The sequence below is a fragment of the Bradyrhizobium sp. LA2.1 genome (genome assembly GCF_040547725.1).
In the GTDB taxonomy this organism is placed as follows: domain Bacteria; phylum Pseudomonadota; class Alphaproteobacteria; order Rhizobiales; family Xanthobacteraceae; genus Bradyrhizobium; species Bradyrhizobium barranii.
The window spans coordinates 53,042-78,157 of the sequence record NZ_JBEPQI010000015.1; the positions used below are offsets into that span (position 1 = coordinate 53,042).

A 25,116-nucleotide genomic window follows, 5' to 3' on the forward strand; every position below is an offset into this window, starting at 1 on the left:
GGACGCGTTTTCTTCACGCGAACCGCTATCCACTTCGCTCGAAAACGCTCTTGCCGGCCGGCATGAACCGGTTTCCCTGAAACTGCGACTGAGACGTGGCGCCCCGATCCCGGCGGCGCGTTCGGAGGGTCGCATGTATCTGGCAAAGTTCTTCCACCGCGCACCCGGCGATGACGATCGCGAGCTGATGCTGGTCCCGGGCAGCGATCCCATGGTGATCGGCGTTCATATGAACTGGAAGGGCGATCCCGACGCGAACGAATTCCTGCGCAAGGAATTTCCTGATATCGCCGGCGCCGCAGCGGCTTTCCGCCGCCATGTCGCCAAGCTGGTCGCGGCCGGCTATGTCGAGACGGACCATACCAACTACACGCTGCGCGACCTCGGGCCCAATCCGCGAGCCAAGCCGGACTGGCAGAAGGGGCTCGATGAGCTGATGATCCTGGCGCTCAGCGCGCCGATCGCCGAGCAGGCCGCGCAGCTCGACGCGCTCAAGGGCACGCCGGCCGAACATGAGCCGTTGTATCTCTGGCACGCCGCTCGCCGCGGCAAGGTCGCCGGTGAAGATCTCGCACAGGCGGTGCGCTTTGCCGAACAGGCGCGCGATACGCTCGTTGCGCGGCGCGCTGCCGGGCAGCCGCATTATGCGTGGTCCATCTATGAGAACGACCTCGAGGGGCGCATCCTGGAATTGTTGAGCGACGTCTATCTTCAGGCCGACAATCCCGAGGCATCACTGAAGACGATCGAGCATCTTTGCAAGACCGCCCCGAACCACACGCGCATCCTCAAGCGCGCCGAGCTGCTCTGCGGCTATTTTCCCGAGCGGCGCGAAGAGGCCTTCGACGACGCCTTTCAATGGTCGCGGTTCGGCGGCTACGAGGACATCATGGCGTTTCCCGGCTATGAGGATTACGAAGCCCAGCGCAAGGCGGGAACATCAAGCAAAGGCTGGCGCTGGAAACCCGGCGCGCCGGCGAGCGAAGCGGACGTGAGCAAAGCGGAGCAGACGCTCGGCGTCCGGCTCCCCGATGACTATCGAAATTTCCTGCTGACACGCGGCGAGACCGAGCTGCTGGTACGGCTGCCTGAATCGTCCTCCGAGCTACGCTTCTATGCACCGGACGAGCTGGCCACGCAGCTGCGCAACGTCCTCGACTTCATTGCTCATTCCGAGGACGAGCTCGAAGAGGCCTGCGCCTATTTCCGTCAGGAATACGGCGTCTCGCTGAAACATCTGGTGCCGGTTGCCGAGCCGTCGCAGCTCAGCCGCTGCCTGCTGCTCCATGTCGAGCCGGGCGAGCGCTATGGCCAGTGCTTTCAATGGGACCATGACGGCGCATGGGAGTTGGAGCAGAAGCAGCCCGGCTTCGATGTCGCGCTGAAGGCGCTGACCGACGGCATCGAGCAGCGCAACGCGGCAGTGCTCGCTTTCTTCGACCTCTAAAGAATCATTCCGCCACGCGCGCGGACTTGTCGGTCGAGGCTTCCGACCATTCGCCGACGACGCGATCGAGATCGCAGAGGTTCTGGTGCATCTGCTCCAGCGAGAAGCCGATCGCGAAGAAGCGCTCAGCGGTGTCGCCGGGCTGACCGCGGATCAGGCCGTCATGACGGACGGCGGCAACGGCCTCGGCATAATGCTGGAGCGCGACGTGGACCGGATGGATCGCCGGCGCGCCGGCGCCCTCGCGCAAGGCAGCAGCGGCGGAGCGAAGGAACCGCGCGATCACGGTCGAGACTTCCGTCAGCGGGGCCGCAAGCCGCATCTGCACCTCGGCCGGCAGCGGCACCACCGTGGCACGGCCGATCATCACGACGTCATGGCGCAGCCGCAGCACGGTGCGCAGCAGCGGGCCGGTGTCGGGCCCGCTCGACAGTCGCGCGGAGCGCTCACGCTCGGCTTCGGCGCCGATGGCATTCATGCCCACCATTGCCGTGCCGATGCCGTCCTGGATCCGGTGCAGCGCATCGTTGTCGCGGCCGCGCGTGAGCCCCGCGAGCAGTTCGGTGAAGGCATCCGCGATCAGCTCGAGCAGCGTGGCCGCGCTGGCGCGGATCTGCCGCACAGCGCGCGACGGCAACACCAGGAATGAGACCAGCAGGCCAGTGATGGCGCCGACCCCGACCTCGCTGACGCGGTCGATCGCCGACGCCATGGGATCGGAATGATGCATGGTCGGAACCAGCAGCACGATGATCGCCGTCACCGTGGCGGCGTTGAGGCTTGGGTTGATCGCAGCCACGAAGGCGAGCGGCGCGACCGCCAGCACCAGCAGCCCCAACAGGCCCGCCTCGGTCGAATAAGGGATCAGGATCGCGATGGCGCCGCCATAGATGGCGCCGCCGATGGTGCCGAGCACGTAGTCGCGCGTCGCCTTCAACGAGCGGCCGACGCTCATCTGGGTCACGATCAGCGAGGTTAGGACGGCCCAGAGTGGCAATAGCAGATGCAGCGCGGTGGCGATCGCATAGGCCGCCACCGCGGCCACCGTGACCCGGATCGCCAATCCGAGTTGCGTCCGCCGCGACCCGATCCGGTCGAACAGCTGTTTTGCAAATGCCATCGTCAGAAGTCCCGATCCTTTTGAAGCCAGGCAAAAGCATGGCTGATGCCCGCGGCCCCAAGGCCGCTTGAAAGGCCAAATCAGCCCGCCTAACTTGCGCGCCAAAACGAGGAAACACGATGGCTCACGAAACCGCAACGCTCGCCGCCTATGTCGTCAATCTGACATACCAGGATATTCCGGTGGAGGTGCTGGATCGCGCCAAGGTGCTGACGCTGGACTTCCTCGGCAGCGCCATCCGGGCCCGCAGCGAGGCGGAATCCACCCCCTCGATCCTGAAGATGCTGGAAGCGCTCGCGCTCGACACCAAGGGTGAGTCCACCGTGTTCGGCGACAGCAAGACCTGGACGCCGGCGGTCGCCGCCCTCCTCAACGGCGCGCTCGGCCATTCCCTCGACTTCGACGATACCCACGCCGATTCCTCGCTGCATCCGAGCGCGCCGGTGGTTCCGGCCGCCTTCGCCGTCGGCGAGATGGTCGGCGCCTCGGGCCGCGACGTGCTGACCGCGATCGTGGCGGGCTATGAGGTCTGCTGCCGGCTCGGCAACGCGCTCGACCCGACCTCGCATTATGCGCGCGGCTTCCATCCGACCGCGACCGCCGGCACCTATGGCGCGGCGGCCGCCGCCGGCAAATTGTTCGGCCTGTCCGAGCAGCAGATCATCGCCGCGTTCGGCGTCTCCGGCAGCCAGGCCGCGGGCTCGCTGCAATTCCTGGTCAACGGCGCCTGGAACAAGCGCTACCAGGTCGGCGCCGCCGCGATGAATGGCGTGATCGCCGCGACGCTGGCGCGCAACGATTTCGTCGGCGCGACGGAATCGGTCGAGGGCAAGCACGGCCTGCTCGCCGGCTACACCGACGATGCGCATCCCGACAAGGCGGTGGCCGAGCTCGGCAAGACCTACGAGACCATGAAGATCGGCGTCAAACCATATCCGAGCTGCCGCTACACCCACGCCGCGATCGACGCGCTGATCGCGATGCGGCGCGAGCACAATCTGACGCCGGACCAGGTCAAGCGCGTCGAGATCGGTTTGCACCGGAACGGCATCACCTTGACCGGCGATGCCGCGACCAAGCGGCATCCGACCTCGATCGTCGGCGGCCAGTTCTCGATGTTCTTCACCGGCGCGCTCGCGCTCGACCAGGGCTCGTTCGGCTGGGACGATTACAACCGTCTTGGGGACGCCGCGATCGATGCGCTCGCCGACAAGTTCGACGTGGTGCAGGATGACCGGCTCGAGGTCGGCCGCACCCATCCGTTCGGCGCGCGCGTCAGCATCACGACGGACGATGGCGTGCATGAGCGGCTCTATGCCGATCCTTCCGGAGAGCCGAATTCGTTCCCCGATGCGCAGGCGATGCAGCAGAAGTTTCTGACGCTGGCGCGCCCGGTGCTGAACGCGCGCGCGGAGAAGTTTGCCGACGCGATCATGACGCTGGAGCGGTTCGACCGCGTGGCGAAGGCTACGGAGCTGGGGCGGTAGGAGATTCCCTCCGCGCAGACGGTGCACCCTCGCCCCTTGTGGGAGAGGGTGGATGCGCGAAGCGCAGCCGGGTGAGGGGTTCTCTCCGCGCGCGACTCTCTAGCGGTCTAATTCGCGGATAGAGACCCCTCATCCGGCGCTTCGCGCCACCTTCTCCCACAAGGGGAGAAGCGAAGAGGAGCTCGCACCTCAATCCACCCCCGCCATTTTCCCCTTCTCGCGCGTGGCTGCCACCACATCCCGCACCAGGTCGAACACGCCGTCGGCTTCCGGCGGCCAGTTCGGCGAGCGGCCCAGCCGCACGATCACCAGACGCTCCGAGGGAATGATGATCGTGTACTGCCCGATCGTGCCCTTGGCGAAGAAGGCATCGCGCGGCCAGCCGTGGTCGACACGAAACTTGGCGCCAAAGCTGTCGCCCTGGTTGGTCCAGAAGCCTGCGCCGATCCCGACCCAGGCATTCGGCGTGGCTGACGCCGCGTAATTCACCCAGCCCTCGGGGAGGATACGCTTGCCGCCGGCGACGCCGTCATTGAGATAGAACTGACCGAAGCGCGCCCAGTCGCGCGCGGAGGCCAGCATCTCGCTCGATCCCTCGATCGTGCCGGCGCCGTCGAGCTGGAGCGTGACGTGGCGCATGCCGAGCGGCGCGAACAATTCGCGGCGCGCGAAGCGCAGCGCGTCGGCGGGGTTGCCGCCGGCGGCGTTGCGGATCAGGTGCGCGAGCATGATGGTGTTGCCGTCGTGATAATTCCACACCGTGCCCGGCGCGGTCGCAAGCGGCATGCTCGCAGCATAAGCGGCCATGTCGTCCTCGATGAATTTCATGCGATTGACCGGTTCGAAGGCGGAGCCGAGCGAAGCCTGCAGCGAGCTGCCGAGCGCGAGGCCCGCGGTGTGCCGCAGCAGCTGGTCGACGGTGATGGCGTGGCGGGGATCGTTCGGGTTTTTCCAGGCGGCGACCGGCGCGGGCTCGTCGAGCTTGAGCTTGCCCTGGCGCACGAGAATGCCTGTTAGCGCCGAGATCACCGACTTCGTCATGGAGAAGCCGAGCAGGGGCGTCTCCGGCCCGACACCATCCGCATAACGCTCGGCGATGACGCGGCCCGACTTCATGACGACGATGGCGCGGGTGCGGCGGGTGGGCGGTTGCGCGGGTTCGGTGAAGGCGCGATCGAGTGCGGCCGATAGCCCCTCGCTTTGCGGCGGCACGATCGAAGGTCCCGCGATCTCGGGGAGCAATGCGGGCTGTTTGTCATCGACCGGCGGCGCGACGTCGGCGATATCAGCGCCGTGCTCGAGCGTGCAGCCCAGCCCCTCGCGATAGACGGCATGGCTACGGCCGAGGCCGAACAGCGTCACGGTGACGTCCTTGCGCACCCGGTCGATCCGGTAGTCCATCGCCCAGGTGATCAGGCCCGTGCCGGGCATCGCGTCGGTGGTCTCGGTGAAGGTGCGCTGCGGATCGAGGCCGGAGACAAATGTCTCGGCGCAGAGAATGTCGGCGAGGAAGCCGGTGGCGACCTGCGGCGCGTTGCGCGCGCGAGCCGCGCCGAATGCGAGGCCGATACAGGCGACGGCGGTGGTCAGGAGGATGATCTTGCGGCGGCGGGTCACGGGCTTTCTCCGGCTTCGGGGAACGTGCCGGGCAGGAAGCCGGAGCGGGCGGAGGAGTGCTCGCCGGATTTGGAAAATGGACTGGCTGAAACTGAACCGGGCTGGTCGATTCTGGAATTTCGGCGTGATTGGAAAGGGTTAGAACTTACGCCGCACTCACCTTGAGCCGCCGATATTCCGTCGGCGTCACGCCCGTCACCGCCTTGAAGGCGCGGTTGAAGGGACCGAGCGATTGGAAGCCGGCGTCCATCGCGATGGTGATGACGGGGACCTCGGCCTGCGCGGGATCGGCGAGCGCCGCCTTGGCTTCCTCGATTCGGTGGTTGTTCAGGAACACATTGAAATTGCGGTAGCCGAGCCGCTGGTTGATCAGCCGGCGCAGCCGGTATTCGGGAATTTTCAGCCGGCCCGCCAGCGCGCCGATGGTGATGTTCTCCTGGCGATAGATCCGTTCGTCCGCCATCAGCCGCATCAGGGCATCGATTAGCTTCTGGTCGGCGGCTTCATCGGTGGCTGCGGGATGGCTCAGAACGACCGCTGGCGTGATGCCCGTGTTCGCCGGAAACAGGTCCGCGCCATCGACACGCATCATCGCGTAGGCGATGGCCGCGACGACGCAGGCCAGCACGCCGGCATTGATGGTGTTGGCGGCATCGCCGACGTCGCTGCCGGCGACGGCAATCTGGAGCAGTGCGTTCAGTCCACCATAGAGCGCGGCGGCGCAGACGATGAAGACGCGGGCACGCCGCCGGCGCTCGACCAGGTCGGCCGGCCACGAAGTGATCGTCTGCCCCACCGCGAGCGCGATGAAGCCGAGCACGATCAGGTTCACCACGGTGACGGAGAAGCGCACATGGCCGCCCGGCGCGATCCAGACGCACCCGGCGAAGCTGAAGGCTGTCACCAGAGCCCAAATCAACCCATGCCACCAGCGCAAGCGAAAATCGTCGTCGAACAGCGCGCGCGTGAACAGCCAGAACACCACGATATTGCCGGTCGACAGTGCGATCAGCGGCGCATGCCAGGCCGGCACCAGCGACGTCACGCCGACCGAATAGCTCACCGCATGCGCGGCCGAGCCGAGCGCGAAAGCTGCGCCGAGGCGAGCCGCCAGCACGTTGCGGAAGTCCGAGAACAACGATGCCGCCAACACCAACAGCAGCGCCACTGCGCCGGCGCGAAAGGCAAGTTCGAGATTGGCAAGCAGCATCCGGTCGACCCGATCGCGCACGCACGCGCGTGACGCGAACCTAGTTTAGATCAAAGACCGATTCAATTTCGCCGGGTCCACGCGGCGCGCGACGTGATCCAGGCGTCGGCCGGCTTGCCGAACAGATCGATCTCGCGCTCCTTGCGGGCTCCCAGGCTACGCGCCACGCCCTGCGACGGCGTATTCGTGCTCTCGATACAGTGCATGATTTCGTCGATCTCAAAGCTGTCGAACACCCAGTCGATCGACGCGCTGGCCGCTTCCACCGCATAACCTTTGCCGCGGAATTCCCTGGCGATACCCCAACCGACCTCGAAGCCGGGCCAGCCCGGCGGGCACCACGGACCAACCCGCCCGATGTAGCTGCCGCTCGATTTCTCCTCGACCGCAAACATGCCGAAGCCGTGGAGCGCCCAGTGCCCGGAGATCACGGCCGCGTTACGCCAGCCGGCAATCTCGGTCGTGACCGGCTTGCCGTCGGCGGCGATGAAGCGGGCGGTGCCGGGATCGGACAGCATCGCTGCGTTCGGTGCAATATCGCCCGCGCGCCATGGCCGCAGGATCAAATGTTCCGTCTCGATTCTGGGGCCTGTGACCTCGAGCAGCCTGGCGCCTGGCTTGAGCGGTGGGATCATCGGTCTTCTCCCGTTCCCGACATTGTTCTGTTACGATCATACCAGCAAGAAACAGGAGACCAAGATGAGCTGGCAACCCTCGAACGATCCCGTGCTCGGCGATCCCATGTCCTGCGACGCGCTCGATCTCGTCATCGTGCCGCGCACCCGCGACCTCGGCGACGGATTCGTGGTGCGGCGCGCGCTGCCGCATGGCAAGCGGCAGATGGTCGGGCCCTTCATCTTCTTCGATCATTTCGGCCCGGTGCAGTTCGTCTCCGGCAAGGGCATGGACGTGCGGCCGCATCCGCATATCGGGCTTGCCACCGTCACCTATCTCTTCGACGGCTCGATCATGCATCGCGACAGCGAGGGCAACGTCCAGGAGATCGCGCCCGGCGCGATGAACTTGATGACCGCCGGCCGCGGCATCGCCCATTCCGAGCGTACGCCGGATGCGCAGCGCGCCTCGGGGCAGCAGATGCTGGGCCTGCAAAGCTGGATCGCGCTGCCGGCCGGATCCGAGGAGATCGCGCCGTCGTTCCAGCATTACGGCGCGGGCGATCTGCCGATGATTTCCGAGCGCGATTTTACCGCGCGGGTGATCGCGGGCTCCGCCTTCGGCATCACCTCGCCGGTGACGATGGTGTCGCCCTGGTTCTACACCGAGGTCACGGCGGTCGCGGGCGCCAGCGTGCCGCTCGACCCCGACCACGAGGAGCGCGCCATCTACGTCGTCGACGGCGAGGTCGAGATCGCGAACGAGCGGTACGAGGGGCCGCGGCTGCTGATCTTCCGGCCCGGCGACCGCATCACCGTGAAGGCGTTGAAAGCGACGCGCATGATGTTTCTCGGTGGCGATGCATTGGAAGGCCCGCGCCACATCTGGTGGAATTTCGTCTCCTCCAGCAAGGAGCGGATCGAGCAGGCCAAGGAGGACTGGAAAACCGGCCGCTTCGCCGGGGTTCCGCAGGAACATGAGTTCATTCCGCTGCCGGAATAGGCTATCCCGATTTAGGCCGTACCATCCAGTGCGGCCTGAATCTCCTGTCCGATGGACTTGTCTGCGAAGGCCCTGCCGATGACCGCCATGCTCTCCAGCGACCTGCCCCTGCCCAAGATCGGACGCGGCAAGGTGCGCGATATCTACGCCGTCGACGACGACCGCCTGCTGCTCGTCACCACCGACCGCATCAGCGCCTTCGACGTCGTGATGGGCGAGACCATCCCGATGAAGGGCGCGGTGCTGACCCAGATCAGCGCATTCTGGTTCAACGAGCTCGAAGGCGTGGTGCCGCATCACATGATCAGCGCCGACGCCGACGAGATCATTGCCGCCGTGCCGGCCTTGAAGCCGCATCGCGCCGAGATCCTCGGCCGCGCCATGCTGTCGCGCCGCACCACCGTCTTCCCGATCGAATGCGTGATCCGCGGCTATCTCTCGGGCTCCGCCTGGAAGGAATATGCCGCCAGCGGCACGCTGGCCGGCGAGAAGCTGAAGGCGGGCCTCGTCGAGAGCGAGAAGCTGGAGCCTTCGATCTTCAGCCCGGCGACCAAGGCCGAGACTGGCCATGACGAGAACATCACCATCGCCAAGATGCGAGAAGTCGTCGGCGACGAGGTCGCCTACACGCTCGAGAGCATGACGCGCGCGGTCTATACGCTCGGCGAGGAGCTCGCCCGCGAGCAGGGCATTATCATCGCCGACACCAAGTTCGAGTTCGGCCGCGACAAGGACGGCCGTATCATCCTGATCGACGAAGTCATGACGCCGGATTCTTCGCGCTTCTGGGCGGTCGATGCCTACAAGCCCGGCCAGCCGCAGGCGAGCTTCGACAAGCAGCCTTTGCGCGATTATCTCGACGTCGAGCGCCACGCCGGCCGCTGGAACGGCGACGCGCCACCGCCCCCGCTGCCCGCCAGCGTCGTGGACGCAACCAGCAAGCGCTATCTCGAAGCTTACAGGCGCGTGACGGGGAAAGAGCTGAAGATCTAAGCCCGGCTGTTTCGTCTCGCTCCGTCATTGCGAGCGAAGCGAAGCAATCCGGAAGCCCTCTGCGGTAACGGTCTGGATTGCTTCGTCGCTTCGCTCCTCGCAATGACGGGATTGGGAAGCTGTTCGCCACACCCTCAACTGTCATCGCCCGGCTTGACCGGGCGATCCAGTATTCCAGAGACGGCGATGGGATACGGAGAGGCTGCGGCGTACTGGATTCCACGCTTTCGCGGGGAATGACAGCGGTGGGCGTGGAACGGCTTTCTGCCGCAACATCGAATGTTGCCGCGCAGGCTTCGTTTTTTCCGTCCACCATATGGTTGACCATTCACACGTCGTGAACGGAGATCCTCACCGCAAAACTGTCGGATATTTCACAGTTACAAAAATCCAGTTGCGCTAGGCCCGTACTCGTCTACGTCTCGGGACGGGACTTTTCAGGGGCGAGCGCAACGGCGTGACCGATCCAGCAATTATTTTCAGCCCGGCTTCGCGATTCAATCCGGCCCTCAAGCGTGCGTTGAATGATATATTGGGCGGAACGGCGGCCAGCGTCCTGACCGTCACCTTCGGGCTGTCCTATTCGCTGCTGATCTTCGCCGGGCCGCTCTCGCCGTACCTGTCCTACGGAATCACAGCGACGTTCGTCAGTTCCGCGGTGCTTGCGATCGTCATCGGGCTCGGCAGCTCCCTGCCCTTCGCAATTGGTGCTCCCGACAGCTCGACCGCGGCGGTGACGGGAATTCTGGCGGCCTCGGTGGTCGAACGCCTCGAGACGGCGAACCTGTCGGCACCGCTGCTCTCGCCGGTTCTCATCACGCTCGGCCTGTCGACGGTGCTGACAGGATTGGTGCTGTGCGGATTGGGCCTGACGCGGCTGGGCCGCGCCATCCGCTACGTGCCCTATCCCGTCGTCGGCGGCTTCCTCGGTGCCACCGGGCTTCTCATCGCCCTGGGCGCGGTGCGGGTGATCACCAACCACCCGCTCCAGTTCACGACGCTGACGCACTTCGCCAACGGCACCACATTGCTCGAGCTGGGCGCCGCCTGCGCGATGGCGCTGGTGCTGTATCTGACCTGGCATCGCTCGCGCAGTCCGTTCGGATTGCCGATCATCCTGGTCGGTGGCGTGCTCACGGCGCATCTGGCGTTCTGGATCACCGGCGTTTCATTCGATCACGCGCGCGCCCTGGGCTGGACGTTTCAGCCGCCGCCGCAGGCGGTCTTCATGCTGCCCTGGCACACCGACGATCTCGCCCGCTATCCCTGGTTTGCCGTGCCGGACCTGCTCGGCAACGTGGTTGCCGTCATCTTCGTCACGGCCTCCAGCACCCTGTTCAACACCACCGGCATCGAGGTTGCCGTGCATCGCGAGGCCAATCTGGAGCGCGAGCTGAACGTCACCGGCGCCGCCAATATCTTGACCGGCATGCTGGGTGGCTACGCCGGCTGCAGCTCGATCAGCCGTTCGATCCTCAATTTCTCCAGCGGCGGCCGCGGGCGCTTGTCCGGCCTTACGGTCGCGGCGCTGTCCCTGCTGATGCTTGCCGTCGCGCCCGATCTGCTCGGCTTCATCCCGAAATTCGTCATCGGCGGCCTTCTGCTCTATCTCGGCGCCGACCAGCTCCACAAATGGATCATCGAGTCGCGCAAGCGACTTTCGAAGCTCGAATATGTCTCGCTGATCGCCATCATCGTCATCATCGTGACCTGGGGTTTCGTGCCGGGCATCCTGATCGGCGTGATCATCGGCTGCGCGACGTTTGCGTTCAGCGCCGCACGGGTCGAGTCGATCAAGTACAGTTTCGACGGTTCGGAATATCGCTCCTCGCTCGACCGCTCGCGCGACGACCAGGACGTGCTGCTGGCCCATGGCGGCAACATCCAGGGCCTGAACTTGCAGAGCTATCTGTTCTTCGGCTCCGCCAACCGGCTCTACCAGCACGTCAAACAGCTGCTCCAGGAGCGCCCGGAGTGCCGTTATCTGCTGTTCGACTTCAAGCTCGTCACCGGCGTCGACTCCTCGGCCGCCTACAGCTTCGCCCAGATCAAGCGCAGCGCGCATGACCTCGGCGTCGAGCTGATCCTGGTGCATCTGTCGGCGGCGGCCGAGAAGGTGCTGCGCTCCAGCGACTTCGTCGGTGAGGGCGTCACCATCATCGGCGAGCTCGATCATGCACTGGAATGGTGCGAGAACGAGATCATCTCGCAGCATCAGGGGCGGGTGCAGGAAGAAGCCAGCCTGCGCGACTGGTTCACCGGGATACTCGACAGCGAGGCCGACGCCGACGCGCTGATCCACCGCTGCCAGCGCCTCGAGGTCGAGGCCGGCGACATCATCGTGCAGGCCGGCGATCCCGCCGATTCCATGCATTTCATCCTCGACGGCCGCGTCGGCATCATGGTCCCCGCCGACGACGACCGCACCACGCGCGTGCGCAGCCTGGGGCGCTACACCACGATCGGCGAGATGGGACTGGTGTCGAACACGCCGCGCAGCGCGACGATCCAGGCCGAGGTCGCCAGCGTGCTCTACGTGCTCAACACGCTCCAGTTCGACGCCATCAGGGACGAGGACCCCGCGCTCAGCCACAAGCTGCTGACCTACTTCGTGTCGGTCATGGCCGAGCGGCTGACGTTCGCGAACCGGACGATCGCGGTGCTGCGGCGGTGACGGGCCTGTAGCCCGGATCGAGCGGAGCGCAATCCGGGCTACACGCTATTGGTCCCGCGGATTTACAAATCCATGAAGCTGCCGAATGCGGTCACCGTCCAACACCGCCATGTCGACGCCTGTGGCGGCAGGTGTTGCGGCTCCGGGCGCAGCCAGCGTCCAGCCGAACAGGACCCGATCGTGATGCGCGTTCACGTGACCGGCGAGCGTGAAGCGGAGATCCGGAAGTCTCGCCTGCAAGGCTCGCACCAGGCGCTCGATCGCATCCTTTCCAGCCACCGAGTCATTCGGATCGATATAGACGCACGCGTCGCTGAAGACTCTGTCGATCAGCAGCCGGCGCTTCCCGGCATCTCTCTCGTTCCAGACCGCGATGTAGTTCTGGACGAGATTGGTCACCTGTTCACTCATTTTGCTTCCTTCCCTGTCGCATCCATGTCTGCTACTTGCGAAAGTGTGTCGCGAACCATCGTGTCCAGACTGCTCGCGGTGACGCCCAGCAGATTCTCTGTATCGCCGGCATCGAGCAAAAGCGGCTTTTCGAACAAATAGGCCATCTCGATCCCTTCGCTGAAGCCGATGCCTTCCAGCTCAGCCGGGGCGAGTCGCGACAGGCCAGGAGCGTCGATCTTCAGCGCGGCTGCGAATCTCCGTACCAGTTCGCGCACCGACGCCGACTGCGACGGCACGTGAAAGGCGCGGCCCCATTCTCCAGTGAAGCGCGACGCTGCAACCAGCGTCTTCGCCGTGTCCTTGGTGAAAGACCAGGCATGCGCGGCATCCGGATCGCCGAGGAAGGCAACCGGCTCGTTCCTAAGCAGCGACGGCAACGCCAGCAGGGAAAAATAGGCGACTGCGCCGTCGCCGAGATAATCGCTCGCCCGCACTTCAAGGGCGGGAACGCTCGATCGCAACGCACGCTGCCACATGATGTGCCGGGTCGTGCCCTTTCGGGTGGTCGGGTCCGGCTCCATGTTTGGCGTGAGAGGGCTCGCAGCCCCCGCGCCATAGCCATAGACATTCCCGACCACGAGCAGCCTCGCACCAACCTGCTCGGCCGCCTTGACCGTCCCGTCCATGATCGGAAAGAAGTCGGTCGGCCATCGATGATAGGCCGCCATGGCGCACATGAAGATCGCATCCGCGCCCTTGCTGAGGGCCGCCAGCTGTGCGGCATCGGTGGCATCCGACGAAACCGTACGCACATCGCCGGCATTGAGCGATCCGGCATTCCTGCTGGTCAGGATGACACTGTGCCCTTCTTCCGCCAGGAGACGAGCGGTCTCGCGTCCGACGGGACCAGCTCCGACGATCACGTAATGACTCACTTTTCATCCTCATTTGTCACGAAACGACCGATGAGTTCTTTGACGTCCGAGCCGTTGAAAATCGCGCACGATGCGCCAAATATCGATCACGTTCCGCCAAGCCTTTGGAGCCCGAAGATTTGGAACCCGACCATGCATGTGAGATCGAGTTCGGCACCGACATCGACCGGCAGCACCGCCGCAGCCACGCGCACCGAGCCAGATTTCGTTGCGCTAGAGCCGATCGGCGATCACCGGATCATCATCCACCTCAGCCCTGCGACGCGCTCAATTTGTCTCGAGACCGGAGACAAGCATCTGCGTCAGGCTGGCGATATCGATGTGATTCCGTCCGGCGCCGTCAGCGCCTTCGTTGCGGAAACGCCCTATCAGTCGCTTCAGATCCGGCTCGCGCCCAGCATGCTGGACCATGCGGCTTCCAGGAGCCGGCAATTGGCATCCGCCCGGCTCACGCATCATCATATGCTGCGGAATGACCGCATCATTCTGCTCGGACAGGCGCTCGAAAGCGACGTGAAGGCGGGCTCACCAAGCGGTCCCTTGTTCGCCGAAAACGTTGGAATGGCCCTGGCGCTCGAGTTGCTCAACCTGGCGAATGATCCGCCGGGCGACGCCGTTCGCCTCACGAACGCGCAACTCCAGAGAGTTCTGACCTACATCGATGCAAACCTCGACCAGCCGCTCACTATCGACATTCTTTGCCGCGAGGCCGGCGTCAGCAGCTCACATCTGCGGACATGGTTCAAGGCGGCCATGGATGTCACGATTCATCGCTACATCCTGAGAAGGAGAGTGGAGCACGCGCGCCAGCTCCTCCTTCAAGGCGATCGCAAGCTCAGCGATGTTGCCCTCGAAGCGGGCTTTGCCCATCAATCTCATCTGGCCAAATGGATGCGACGCGAGCTCGGACGCAGTCCCAGCGAACTGCGTCGAAGCAAGGACTGATCGGCGACGGGCCTACACCCCCGCCATCATCACGTATTTGATCTCGACATATTCTTCCATGCCGTGACGCGAGCCTTCGCGGCCAAGGCCGCTTTCCTTGACGCCGCCGAAAGGCGCGACTTCGGTCGTGATCAGGCCGGTGTTGACGCCGACCATGCCGGATTCCAGCGCTTCGGCGACGCGCCAGACGCGGCCGAGATCGCGGGAGTAGAAGTACGAAGCCAAGCCAAACGGCGAGGCGTTGCACATCGCGATCACATCGGCCTCGTCCTTGAAGCGGATCACCGGCGCGAGCGGGCCAAACGTTTCCTCCTGCGCCACCAGCGAGTCCGGCTTGACGTCGGCAAGCACCGTCGGCTCGAAGAAGGAGCGGCCGAGCTCGCTGCGCTTGCCGCCGGTGACGACCTTGGCGCCGCGCTTGACCGCGTCCGCGATGTGGCGCTCGACCTTGTCGACCGCTTTCAAATTGATCAGCGGGCCCTGCGTGACGCCGCTCTCGGTGCCATCGCCGATCTTCATCGCCGCGACCTTCTTCGAGAGCTTCTGCACGAACTCGTCGTAGATCTTGTCCTGGGCGTAGATGCGGTTGGCGCAGACGCAGGTCTGCCCCATGTTGCGGTATTTCGAGACGATCGCGCCTTCGACCGCGGCATCGATGTCGGCATCGTCGAACACCACGAACGGCGCATTGCCGCCGAGCTCGAGGCCGAGCCGCTTCACGCCGACGGAGGCCTGCTGGTAGAGGATCTTGCCGACCGCGGTCGAGCCGGTGAAGCCGACGAAGCGCACCGCCGGATGCTCGCACAGCACCTTGCCGATCGGCGGCGCGTCACCGGTGATGATGTTGAGCACGCCCTTGGGCACGCCGGCCTTCTCGGCGAGCACGGCCAGCGCCAGCGCCGAGAGCGGCGTCTCGTTGGCGGGCTTCAACACCACGGTGCAGCCGGCCGCCAGCGCCGGCGAAACCTTGCGGGTAATCATCGAGTTCGGGAAATTCCACGGCGTGATCGCGCCGCAGACGCCGATCGGCTGCTTGATCGCGAGCAGGCGCGCATCGGGCCGCTGCGTCGGGATGGTCTCGCCATAGACGCGACGGGCCTCCTCGGCGAAGAACTCGATATAGGCGGCACCGATATCGACCTCGCCGAGCGCCTCGGAGAGCGGCTTGCCCTGCTCGGAGGTGAGGATCAGCGCGAGATCCTCGCGGTTGGCGATGATCAGCTCGAACCATTTGCGCAGGATGTTGGAGCGCTGCTTGGCGGTGTGCTTGGCCCAGGCCGGAAAGGCGCGCTCGGCGGCTTCGACCGCCTTGGTCGTATCGTCCGCACCGAGCTGCGGAACTTTCGCGAGCTCGATGCCGGTCGCGGGATTGTTCACCGCGAAGACCGGCGAGCCGACCCAGGCGCCGTCGATGTAGCAGGCCTCCTTCAGCAACGACGGATCCTTCAACCGGTCGCGCAGATTGGACGTGGCTTGCGGGGCGCGTGCGGCGGCAGTCGGGGTCATGGCGTTACTCCTCGGGGCGCGATCGGATCGGCCCCGAATATAGGGACAGACGGCGCGCAATGCACCGTCCCGCAACGCACATCTGCTGGGAGTTAAAGTGGCAACGGCGCGGTTATGCCGCGCCACTCATATAGGTCTCGCGCCGGCCGATCATGCGCTCGGCGGCTGCCTTGGCGTCGGCCTTCGAGGACGTCGCGCACGTCCGGTATTCGAGATCGGGAACGTCGGAGGTGTCGCGGCGGCCGAACCAGGATTTCGAGCCCACCGGCAGCAGCGCCAGCGCCTGCGCCAGATTGTCGACGGCGCCGAACGAATAGAGCGCGCCGGTGCCGGCGATCCGGACCTCGTAAATGCCAGGCGAAATCGGCGCCTCGAGATTGTCGCCCCGTCCGGGACGGGGATAGCGCTTCCATTCGCTCCAGGTCGAAATCATCTGAGGTCCCCCTCGCGGTCATGAACGACCGCCAATATTTGCATCAAGTCTTAACGTTGGCCGTCGATTGGCCGCGTGCGGAAACGCCGCAACGCACAAAATGTTTCAAGTGCTTCAAACACGTGAAACATATCGCCAGAGCCTATCCACGGTCACGGTGAGTTGCGGCCATCCACCGCAGATTGTGACGGAGTGTTGCAGTTCAGCCCTCTCTCGTCCTGCGCACGCCACGCACCGTCAAGTCACGACATCGCGACCGGCGCGGGCATCTGGACGCGCTTGCCGCGCGGACCGTGCAGGAGGACAATCATTCGCTTCCAACAATAATCAAACCGGAGGAAACGCGTATGCAAAGCAAAGCCCAGATCGACGAGATCCTGCGCCAGAAGAGCGACGCCAAGGAGATTCCCGGCGTCGTCGCGATCGCCGCCAGCGGCAACGACGTGATCTATCAAGGCGCGTTCGGCAAGCGCGACCTGTCCAAGCCCGATGCGATGACTGACGACAGCGTGTTCTGGATCGCCTCGATGACCAAGGCGGTGACTTCAGCAGGCGCGATGCAGCTGGTCGAGCAGGGCAAGCTGTCGCTGGATGCGCCGATCGGTTCGGTGCTGCCCGACCTCGCCAAGCCGCAGGTGCTCGAAGGTTTTGATGCCAAGGGCGAACCGAAACTGCGGCCGGCGAAGGGCGCGATCACGCTGCGCCAGCTCATGACCCACACCGCTGGTTTTGCTTACAATGTGTGGAACGGCGATCTCGCGGTCTATCTGGAGAAGGCCGGAACCCCGAACATCTTCTCCTGCCAGGACGTCGCGCTGAAGACGCCGATCATGTCTGATCCCGGTACGCGCTGGGAATACGGCATCAACATCGACTTCGTCGGCAAGGCAGTGGAAGCCGTGAGCGGCAAGCGGCTCGATGCCTATCTGCGCGACAATCTCTTCACTCCGCTCGGTATGAGCGACACCGGCTTCAAGATCACCGACAACATGCGCCAGCGGCTGGTCGCCACCCATGCTCGCGGCGAGGATGGATCGCTGGCGCCGATCCCGTTCGAGATCGAGCAGAATCCGGAATTTTGCATGGGCGGCGGCGGCCTTTACGGCACTGCCGGCGACTACATCAAGTTCACCCAGATGATCCTCAACAAGGGCCGCGGCAACGGCAACCAGGTGCTGAAGCCCGAGACGGTCGCGCTGATGGGCCAGAACCACATCGGCGATCTCACCATTGGCAAGATGACGACGGTTGCGCCCATGTACACTAACGATGTCGATCTCTTCCCCGACATCGTGAAGAAGTGGGGGCTGTCCTTCCTGATCAATACTGCCAAGACGCCGGAGGGCCGCAGCGCCGGCAGCCTCGCCTGGGCCGGTCTCGCCAACACCTATTTCTGGATCGACCCGGCGCGCGATGTTTCCGGCGTGATCCTGATGCAGGTGTTGCCGTTCGTCGACGCCAAGTGCATCGAGGCCTTCACGGGCTTCGAGCGTGGGGTCTATGCCGGGCTCGATGCGGGGAGCGGGAAGAAGGCGGCCTAACCCCTTAGTATGAGGCGCGCGGCGTCGCGCGCCTTCGCTGCAATGGATAACCTCGTGCCAAGGCCATCGGCTTCAGGCACGAGGCAAGAGCTTTGAGGAGACGAGCTTGGCGGACAATTTGGCTGATAAAGCCGACAGCTATGTTTGCGGCATCTCGGACACGCCGCTGCTCGGCGAAACCATCGGTCGCAGCCTCGACCACGCCGTGCGGCGCTGGGGCCATCGCGAGGCGCTGGTCTCGCCTAGCCACGGCGTGCGATGGACCTGGACGGAATTCGCCGAACGGGTCGACGCGCTCGCCGCCGGCTTTCTCGCGCTCGGCCTCGAGCGGGGGCAGCGGATCGGCATCTGGTCGCTGAACCGGCCGGAATGGACGCTGACCCAGTTCGCCGCCGCCAAGGCCGGCCTGATCCTGGTGACGATCAATCCCGCCTACCGCTTGAGCGAGCTGGAGTTCGCGCTGCGCAAGGTCGGCTGCAAGGCGATCGTCACGGCGACCGTGTTCAAGACCAGTCATTACATTGAGATGCTCAACACGCTGCTGCCGGAACTCTCCGGCGCCAAGCCCGGACAACTCAACGCAGCGCGACTGCCGGACTTGCGGATGGTGATCCAGATCGGTGGCCCCGCGGCATCAGGCACGATCCCGTTCGAAGAGGTCGCTCGCATGGGCGGAGCGCAGCATCGCGAGCAGCTCACTGCACTCGGCGCTGCCTTGCAGTTCGACGATCCCGTCAACATCCAGTTCACCAGCGGCACCACGGGATCGCCCAAGGGCGTGACGCTGACGCACCACAATATCCTCAACAACGGCTATTTCACCGGACGTGCGATGCACCTGACCGAGCAGGATCGCATCTGCATTCCGGTGCCGCTCTATCACTGCTTCGGCATGGTGATGGGCAACCTCGCCTCCGTCACGCTCGGCACGACGATGGTATATCCCGGCGAGGGTTTCGATCCGCTCGCGACGCTGCGCGCGGTCGAGCAGGAAAAGTGCACGGCGCTGTACGGCGTGCCGACGATGTTCATCGCGGAGCTCGATCACCCCGAATTCCCAAAGTTCGACCTGACATCGCTGCGCACCGGCATCATGGCGGGCGCGCCCTGCCCGATCGAGGTGATGAAGCGCGTCAACACCGAGATGAACATGCGCGAGGTCACCATCGCCTACGGCATGACCGAGACCAGTCCGGTCAGCTTCCAGAGCGCGACGGACGACCCGCTCGAACGGCGCGTCTCTACCGTCGGACGGATTCATCCGCATGTCGAGGTCAAGGTCGTCGATCTCGAGGGCAGGATCGTCAAGCGCGGCGAACGCGGCGAGCTCTGCACCCGCGGCTACAGCATCATGCTGGGCTATTGGGAGGAGAAGGAAAAGACGGCGGACGTGCTCGATGCCAATGGCTGGATGCACACTGGCGATCTCGCCACCATCGACGACGAGGGCTATTGCAACATCGTCGGCCGCATCAAGGATCTGGTGATCCGCGGCGGCGAGAACCTCTATCCGCGCGAGATCGAGGAATTCCTGTATCGCCACCCCAAGATTCAGGACGTGCAGATTTTTGGCGTGGCAGACACCCGCTATGGCGAGGAGCTCTGCGCCTGGATCCGCGTCAGGTCGGGCGAGACGCTGACGGCCGAAGAGGTTCGCGCGTTCTGCGACGGCCAGATCGCGCACAACAAGATCCCGCGCTATGTGGAGTTCGTCGACGAGTTTCCGATGACCGTGACCGGCAAGATCCAGAAATTCGTGATGCGCGATGCGGTGGAGCAGCGGCTGGGATTGAAGGCGGCGAAGACGGCTTAGGGTACGGCGTCATTGCGAGCGCAGCGAAGCAATCCAGTCTGCCTCTGCGGAGATAGTCCGGATTGCTTCGTCGCTACGCTCCTCGCAATGACGGGGAGAAAGCGGAGTTAAACCGTCAACCCGCGCTGCTGGGCGAGCTCCTTCAGCGACACCTGCGGCCGCGCGCCGATGTGCTGGATCACTTCGGCGGCCGCGAGCGCGCCGAGTTCGCCGCACTGCTTGTGCGCAAGGTTGCGCGCGAGACCGTACAGGAAGCCGGCGGCGAAGAGATCACCGGCGCCGGTGGTGTCCACCAGCTTCGCGATCGGCGAGGCCGGCGCTGCGACGGCCTCAGTCGGCGTCACCACCACGCAGCCCTTCTCGCTGCGGGTGACCACGCCGAGACTGACGTCGCTGCGCAGCTGCTTCAGCGCGGTGTCGAAATCCGAGGTCGTGTAGAGCGAATGCAGCTCGGATTCGTTGGCGAACACGATGTCGACGGTGCCGTTGCGCATCAGCCCGAGGAATTCGTCGCGATAGCGGTCGACGCAGAACGAGTCCGACAGCGTCAGCGCCACCTTGCGCTTGGCATCGTGCGCGATCTGGGCCGCCTTGACGAAGGCGTCCTTGGCGTTCTTGGGGTCCCAGAGATAGCCCTCGAGATAAACGATACCGGCGGCAGCGATCTCGGCCGGATCGATGTCGGCGGGCGACAAATCCTGCGCGGCACCGAGATAGGTGTTCATGGTGCGCTCGCCGTCATCAGTGACCAGGATGTAGGAACAGCCGGTCGCAGGGCCGTCTTTCGCAGCGGGCGTGTTGAAGGCGACGCCGGCGGCGCGGATGTCGTGGACATAGAGCTTGCCGATCTGATCATCCTTGACCTTGCCGACATAGGCCGCGCGTGCGCCGAGGCTGCCGATGCCGACGATGGTGTTGGCGGCAGATCCTCCCGAGACTTCCGTCGCCGGACCCATGTCCTTGTAGATGGCGGCGGCCCGCGCCTCGTCGATCAGGGACATGCTGCCCTTGGTCATGCCGTGCTTGCCCAAAAAGGCCTCGTCGGTCTTGACCAGCACGTCGAACAGCGCGTTGCCGATGCCGAGAACGTCATATTTCACGTCAGCCATTCACCTTGATCCTGTTTGGCGGATTGCGATACCCGCGGAAATCCGCTTCCTGTCGGTCTGAAATCTGGCTCGCGGCCTATCACGACCGGCCCCAAGCGGGCAAGCAACGGTATTATGTCGGCGCAATGATCCGCTCTTTCCTGACAGTTTCAACGGGAACACTGGCCTCGCGGCTGCTCGGCTTTGCCCGCGATTCCATGATTGCCGCTCTGTTGGGCACGGGCGCGGTGGCGGACGCGTTTCTGGCGGCGTTCCAGCTCGTCAATGTGGTGCGACGGCTGCTCAGTGAGGGGGCGCTGAACGCTGCCCTGATCCCGGCCTGGCTACGCGTCCGTGACCGCGACGGCGAAGCGGCCGCTTCCGCCTTCGCCGGGCGCGTGCTCGGCACGGTCAGCGCGGCGCTGATCGCGATCTCGATCGTGATTGCGCTGCTGATGCCATTGATCATCACGATCATCGCGCCGGGTTTTCTCGGCAGCAGCACGCTCGATCATGCCGTCGCGAACGCGCGGCTGATGCTGCCCTATCTCGCCTTCGCCGGACCTGTCACCGTGCTGATGGGGCTGCTCAATGCGCAGGGGCGCTTTGCACTCACGGCATTCTCGCCGCTGCTGTTCAACATCGCGCTGATTGCGGCCATTGCGATGCTGCTCGTCTGGCATGCCGACGCCGGCTTCGCAGCATGGATGCTGGCGGCGACCGTCGGCGTCGCCGGACTGCTGCAATTGCTGATGCTGCTGTCGCAGCGAAGCGCGGGACTGGCGACGCCGCTGCGGATCAGCTTCGACGCGGAGATGCGCGCCTTCTTTGCCAAAGCCATCCCGGGCATGATCGCAAGCTCGGGCCCGCAATGGCTGATGGTCGCGGGCGCGATCATCGCGTCCGCAACGCCCTCCGCGGTGTCCTGGCTCTATTTCGCCAACCGCCTGATCGAGCTGCCGCTCGGCATCGTCGGTGTCGCCATGGGCACGGTGCTGGTGCCGGAGCTGACGCGCGCGGTGCGTAGCGGCGACCGTGACGCCGTGGCGCATGCGGAATCGCGCGCGCTGGAACTGGCGACCGGGCTGGCGCTGCCCGCGACGCTCGGCCTGATCGTTCTGGCCGAGCCGATCGTGCGGCTGTTGTTCGAGCATGGTGCGTTCGGCGCGGACGACAGCACGGCCACCGCGCATGCGCTGATGTGGCTGGCGCTGGGCCTGCCGGCGCATGTGCTGATCAAGGCACTGTCGCCGGCCTACTATGCCCGCAGCGACACGATGACGCCGCTGCTGGCGACCGCCAAGGGCTTTGTGGTCGCGATCGCCCTCGCGGTCGTGCTCGGACACGTCCTTGGCGCGAGCGGAATCGCTGCCAGCATCGCGGCCGGCGCCTGGAGCAGTGCGATCTCGCTGCTGCGGAAAGGCACCAGCGAGTTCGGCTTCTCGGTCGATGCGGCCGCCCGCAACCGGCTGCCGCGGATCGTCCTCGCCGCGGCTGCCATGGGCGCCCTGCTCTGGCTGACGACCGGTCTGTCGCCCGCCGAGGCGCATGGGCTGATCCGCTTCATCGTCCTGGGCATGCAGATCGCCGCCGGAATCGCCGTCTATGGCGTGCTCCTGCAGGTCCTCGGCGCGGCCTCCTGGCGCGAGGCGGCTAACGTGCTGAAGCGCCCGGCCCGGACCGAGTCCGAGGCGTGACGCCATCGAATTACCCTTGACGGGGCAGCGCCGCTGTTGGAAACGACGGCCGAATACCTTCCAGGAAGACTTACCATGGCATTCGTTGAACGGGTCTTTTCGGGCGTCCAGCCGACGGGCAATCTGCATCTCGGCAATTATCTCGGCGCGATCGTCAACTTCGTGAAGATGCAGGAAACCCACAACTGCATCTATTGCGTGGTCGACATGCACGCGATCACGCAAGGCGTGGACGTCTGGGGCGGACCGGTCGAGCTTGCGCGCAACACCCGCGAGGTCACCGCGGCATTCATTGCGAGCGGCATCGATCCGAAGAAGCACATCGTGTTCAACCAGAGCCAGGTCTCCGGCCACGCCGAGCTCGCCTGGATCTTCAACTGCGTCGCACGCATGGGCTGGCTCGGCCGCATGACCCAGTTCAAGGAGAAGGCCGGCAAGGACCGCGAGAACGCGTCCGTGGGCCTGTTCGACTATCCCGTGCTGATGGCCGCCGACATTCTGCTGTACCGCGCCACCCACGTTCCGGTCGGCGAGGACCAGAAGCAGCATCTCGAGCTTTCGCGCGACATCGCGCAGAAGTTCAACAACGACTTTGGCGACTCGATCCGCAACCTCGGCGCCAATGACGGCCTGTTCTTCCCGCTGCCAGAGCCGCTGATCACGGGCCCCGCGACGCGCGTGATGAGCCTGCGCGACGGCACCAAGAAGATGTCGAAGTCGGACGCGTCCGACAATTCGCGCATCAATTTGACCGACGACGCCGACACCATAGCGCAGAAGGTGCGCAAGGCAAAGACCGATCCGGAGCCGCTGCCGTCAGAGGAAAAGGGCCTGGAAGCGCGCCCCGAGGCCGACAATCTCGTCGGCATCTTCGCCGCGCTCTCCGGCCGCTCCAAGGCCGACGTGCTCAGAGAATTCGGCGGCGGCCAGTTCTCCAGCTTCAAGAATGCGCTGGTGGATCTGTGCGTGACAAAACTCTCGCCGATCGCCGGCGAGATGAAGCGCCTCGTCGCCGACCCCGGCCATATCGACGCGATCCTGAACGATGGCGCCGACCGGGCCCGCGCGATCGCCGACGAGACCATGAAGCTCTCGAAGGACATCGTCGGCTTCATCCGCCGGCGCTGATTTCCCGCATTTGCGAAACCCGGCCGGCGCCCACTGCGCCGGCCGCTTCTCCTCTCCCCAAGCGTGGGGGAGTGTGGCAGCATGTCGGCCGTGCACATTCCGGGACATGCATGACCAGCAAGCGACTTTGCTTCGAGCCGGGTCACAAGCCCAAATGCCTCGTGATCGTCGATGACACCGCCGAATGGGATCGCGCGGTCTACTATGCCAGCCGCTGGGCGATCCGCGCCGGCGGCGGTGTGGTCATGCTGCGCATCATCGAGCCCGAGCAGCAGAGTCAGGAATGGCTCGGGGTGGCCGAGATCATGCGCGCCGAGGCGCAGGAGGCGGCGGAAGCCGCGCTCGACCGCGCCGCCGGCCGCGCCAACGGCATCGCCGCGATCACGCCGGAGCGGGTGATCCGCGAAGGCGATGCAATGGAACAGCTGCTCGCCGTGATCGACGAGGACCCTGACATCGCCATGCTGGTGCTCGCCGCCAATCCCGGCGCGGAGGGTCCGGGACCGCTGGTCTCGCTGCTGGCGCATGAACTGGGCACGTTCCCGGTGCCGGTGACCATCATCTCGGGCGCGCTGAGCGATGGAAGCGTGGATTCGCTGTCGTAGCCTGTTTCTTACCCTCCCCTGGAGGGGTCCGAGACGAGCGTAGCTCGCTCGTGGGTCGCTTCGCATGGAGCGAAGCGAAATGCGGAGCGAAGTCTCTCCGCCCGAAAGACTGCCCGTATGGAGAGATCAACCCACCCCGCTCGCGCTTCCCCCTCCAGGGGAGGGTAAGCGGGGTCCAACCCTCTGAAAATCTTGGACTAATATCCCACGTCCCCTTGACCGTGCGTTCCTCGTCGCCATCTGCTACTGGATAGCTTGCGCGCCGGCCTTGAACCGGCGACGTCTGGAGAAAACCATGTTCATTCAAACCGAAGCCACCCCCAATCCCGCCACGCTGAAGTTCATTCCCGGCCGCGTCGTCGTCGACGGCGGCCCGATGGAATTTTCGAGCCGCGAATCGGCCACGCGCTCGCCGCTGGCCGAAAAGCTGTTCGACGTGCCCGGCGTCACCGGCGTGTTCTATGGATCGGATTTCATCACCGTGACCAAGGCGAACGGTGAATGGCAGCAGCTCAAGCCCGCGATCCTCGGCGCCATCATGGAGCACTACATGTCCGGCGCGCCGTTGCTCGCCGATGGCGCGGCTCCAAGCGATGCCGAGCTCGACGACGAGGATGAGTTCTTCGACGAGTCCGATGCCGAGACGGTCGACATGATCAAGGATCTGATCGAGACCCGCGTGCGGCCCGCGGTCGCCAATGACGGCGGCGACATCACCTTCCGCGGCTTCAAGGACGGTATCGTCTATCTCAACATGAAGGGCTCCTGCGCCGGCTGCCCGTCGTCGACGGCGACGCTCCAGCACGGCATCCAGAATCTGCTCAAGCATTTCGTGCCCGACGTGGTCGAAGTCCGGCCGATGTAGGC

21 protein-coding genes are annotated in these 25,116 nt (G+C 64.9%); 12 read left to right on the plus strand and 9 right to left on the minus strand.

The window, feature by feature from the left end:
• Nucleotides 1-133 precede the first annotated feature (133 nt).
• Nucleotides 134-1,447 carry an SMI1/KNR4 family protein gene (locus tag ABIB95_RS27190; RefSeq protein WP_354243771.1) on the plus strand — a complete coding sequence of 438 codons (1,314 nt, stop codon included), beginning with the start codon at nt 134-136 and terminating at the stop codon, nt 1,445-1,447.
• Between the two features lie 4 nt (nt 1,448-1,451).
• On the opposite strand, the gene ABIB95_RS27195 is transcribed toward ABIB95_RS27190, so the two are convergent.
• A complete protein-coding gene (locus ABIB95_RS27195) occupies nt 1,452-2,567 on the minus strand; it encodes an FUSC family protein (protein ID WP_208083700.1) in 1,116 nt (371 codons plus the stop codon).
• Nucleotides 2,568-2,686: 119 nt separating this feature from the next.
• Here ABIB95_RS27195 and ABIB95_RS27200 point away from each other — a divergent pair, with 119 nt between their 5' ends.
• Nucleotides 2,687-4,054, plus strand: a complete 1,368-nt coding sequence (locus ABIB95_RS27200) for an MmgE/PrpD family protein (RefSeq protein WP_354243774.1) — start codon at nt 2,687-2,689, stop codon at nt 4,052-4,054.
• 189 nt (nt 4,055-4,243) lie between these two features.
• On the opposite strand, the gene ABIB95_RS27205 is transcribed toward ABIB95_RS27200, so the two are convergent.
• The 3 genes from ABIB95_RS27205 to ABIB95_RS27215 form a co-directional block, all read right to left on the minus strand.
• Nucleotides 4,244-5,671 carry a serine hydrolase domain-containing protein gene (locus tag ABIB95_RS27205; RefSeq protein ID WP_208083702.1) on the minus strand — a complete coding sequence of 476 codons (1,428 nt, stop codon included), beginning with the start codon at nt 5,669-5,671 and terminating at the stop codon, nt 4,244-4,246.
• 145 nt (nt 5,672-5,816) lie between these two features.
• Nucleotides 5,817-6,881 carry a helix-turn-helix domain-containing protein gene (locus ABIB95_RS27210; RefSeq protein WP_354243983.1) on the minus strand — a complete coding sequence of 355 codons (1,065 nt, stop codon included), beginning with the start codon at nt 6,879-6,881 and terminating at the stop codon, nt 5,817-5,819.
• A 62-nt stretch (nt 6,882-6,943) separates the two neighbouring features.
• Nucleotides 6,944-7,516 carry a GNAT family N-acetyltransferase gene (locus ABIB95_RS27215; protein ID WP_166347542.1) on the minus strand — a complete coding sequence of 191 codons (573 nt, stop codon included), beginning with the start codon at nt 7,514-7,516 and terminating at the stop codon, nt 6,944-6,946.
• Between the two features lie 64 nt (nt 7,517-7,580).
• On the opposite strand from ABIB95_RS27215, the gene ABIB95_RS27220 reads away from it, so the two are divergent.
• The 3 genes from ABIB95_RS27220 to ABIB95_RS27230 all read left to right on the plus strand — a co-directional run bounded on the left by ABIB95_RS27220 (nt 7,581) and on the right by ABIB95_RS27230 (nt 12,165).
• Nucleotides 7,581-8,498 (plus strand): pirin family protein, encoded by a 918-nt coding sequence (locus ABIB95_RS27220; RefSeq protein WP_063985956.1) that lies wholly within the window; start codon nt 7,581-7,583, stop codon nt 8,496-8,498.
• A gap of 78 nt (nt 8,499-8,576) precedes the next feature.
• Nucleotides 8,577-9,491: a phosphoribosylaminoimidazolesuccinocarboxamide synthase gene (locus tag ABIB95_RS27225; protein WP_085405113.1), complete on the plus strand. Its 915-nt coding sequence runs from the start codon at nt 8,577-8,579 to the stop codon at nt 9,489-9,491.
• Nucleotides 9,492-9,948: 457 nt separating this feature from the next.
• Nucleotides 9,949-12,165 carry an SLC26A/SulP transporter family protein gene (locus ABIB95_RS27230; protein ID WP_354243779.1) on the plus strand — a complete coding sequence of 739 codons (2,217 nt, stop codon included), beginning with the start codon at nt 9,949-9,951 and terminating at the stop codon, nt 12,163-12,165.
• 45 nt (nt 12,166-12,210) lie between these two features.
• Here the strand turns inward: ABIB95_RS27230 and ABIB95_RS27235 are convergent, their stop codons facing one another.
• Both ABIB95_RS27235 and ABIB95_RS27240 read right to left on the minus strand, forming a co-directional pair.
• Nucleotides 12,211-12,576 carry a nuclear transport factor 2 family protein gene (locus ABIB95_RS27235; RefSeq protein WP_354243781.1) on the minus strand — a complete coding sequence of 122 codons (366 nt, stop codon included), beginning with the start codon at nt 12,574-12,576 and terminating at the stop codon, nt 12,211-12,213.
• Nucleotides 12,573-13,493 carry an NAD(P)H-binding protein gene (locus tag ABIB95_RS27240; RefSeq protein ID WP_354243783.1) on the minus strand — a complete coding sequence of 307 codons (921 nt, stop codon included), beginning with the start codon at nt 13,491-13,493 and terminating at the stop codon, nt 12,573-12,575. The genes ABIB95_RS27235 and ABIB95_RS27240 overlap by 4 nt, the downstream gene beginning before the upstream one ends.
• A gap of 39 nt (nt 13,494-13,532) precedes the next feature.
• Between ABIB95_RS27240 and ABIB95_RS27245 the strand changes: the two genes are divergently transcribed.
• Nucleotides 13,533-14,438, plus strand: a complete 906-nt coding sequence (locus ABIB95_RS27245; RefSeq protein WP_354243786.1) for a helix-turn-helix transcriptional regulator — start codon at nt 13,533-13,535, stop codon at nt 14,436-14,438.
• Nucleotides 14,439-14,450: 12 nt separating this feature from the next.
• On the opposite strand, the gene ABIB95_RS27250 is transcribed toward ABIB95_RS27245, so the two are convergent.
• Nucleotides 14,451-15,944 carry an NAD-dependent succinate-semialdehyde dehydrogenase gene (locus ABIB95_RS27250; RefSeq protein ID WP_014490991.1) on the minus strand — a complete coding sequence of 498 codons (1,494 nt, stop codon included), beginning with the start codon at nt 15,942-15,944 and terminating at the stop codon, nt 14,451-14,453.
• A gap of 112 nt (nt 15,945-16,056) precedes the next feature.
• Nucleotides 16,057-16,377 (minus strand): hypothetical protein, encoded by a 321-nt coding sequence (locus tag ABIB95_RS27255; RefSeq protein WP_028150598.1) that lies wholly within the window; start codon nt 16,375-16,377, stop codon nt 16,057-16,059.
• A gap of 347 nt (nt 16,378-16,724) precedes the next feature.
• Between ABIB95_RS27255 and ABIB95_RS27260 the strand changes: the two genes are divergently transcribed.
• Together ABIB95_RS27260 and ABIB95_RS27265 are read left to right on the plus strand one after the other, a co-directional pair.
• Nucleotides 16,725-17,918 (plus strand): serine hydrolase domain-containing protein, encoded by a 1,194-nt coding sequence (locus tag ABIB95_RS27260; RefSeq protein ID WP_354243790.1) that lies wholly within the window; start codon nt 16,725-16,727, stop codon nt 17,916-17,918.
• Nucleotides 17,919-18,036: 118 nt separating this feature from the next.
• Complete coding sequence (locus ABIB95_RS27265) at nt 18,037-19,731, plus strand: AMP-binding protein (RefSeq protein ID WP_354243985.1); 1,695 nt, start codon at nt 18,037-18,039, stop codon at nt 19,729-19,731.
• A gap of 107 nt (nt 19,732-19,838) precedes the next feature.
• On the opposite strand, the gene ABIB95_RS27270 is transcribed toward ABIB95_RS27265, so the two are convergent.
• Nucleotides 19,839-20,840 carry an adenosine kinase gene (locus ABIB95_RS27270; RefSeq protein ID WP_354243793.1) on the minus strand — a complete coding sequence of 334 codons (1,002 nt, stop codon included), beginning with the start codon at nt 20,838-20,840 and terminating at the stop codon, nt 19,839-19,841.
• Between the two features lie 125 nt (nt 20,841-20,965).
• Here ABIB95_RS27270 and murJ point away from each other — a divergent pair, with 125 nt between their 5' ends.
• The 4 genes from murJ (at nt 20,966) to ABIB95_RS27290 (ending at nt 25,114) form a co-directional block, all read left to right on the plus strand.
• Nucleotides 20,966-22,516 carry a murein biosynthesis integral membrane protein MurJ gene (murJ, locus tag ABIB95_RS27275; RefSeq protein ID WP_354243796.1) on the plus strand — a complete coding sequence of 517 codons (1,551 nt, stop codon included), beginning with the start codon at nt 20,966-20,968 and terminating at the stop codon, nt 22,514-22,516.
• Between the two features lie 75 nt (nt 22,517-22,591).
• Nucleotides 22,592-23,644 carry a tryptophan--tRNA ligase gene (gene trpS, locus ABIB95_RS27280; RefSeq protein WP_063980123.1) on the plus strand — a complete coding sequence of 351 codons (1,053 nt, stop codon included), beginning with the start codon at nt 22,592-22,594 and terminating at the stop codon, nt 23,642-23,644.
• 110 nt (nt 23,645-23,754) lie between these two features.
• Nucleotides 23,755-24,249: a universal stress protein gene (locus tag ABIB95_RS27285; RefSeq protein ID WP_063980124.1), complete on the plus strand. Its 495-nt coding sequence runs from the start codon at nt 23,755-23,757 to the stop codon at nt 24,247-24,249.
• Nucleotides 24,250-24,544: 295 nt separating this feature from the next.
• Nucleotides 24,545-25,114, plus strand: coding sequence for a NifU family protein (locus ABIB95_RS27290; RefSeq protein WP_028150592.1), 570 nt, complete (start codon nt 24,545-24,547; stop codon nt 25,112-25,114).
• Nucleotides 25,115-25,116: the final 2 nt, after the last annotated feature.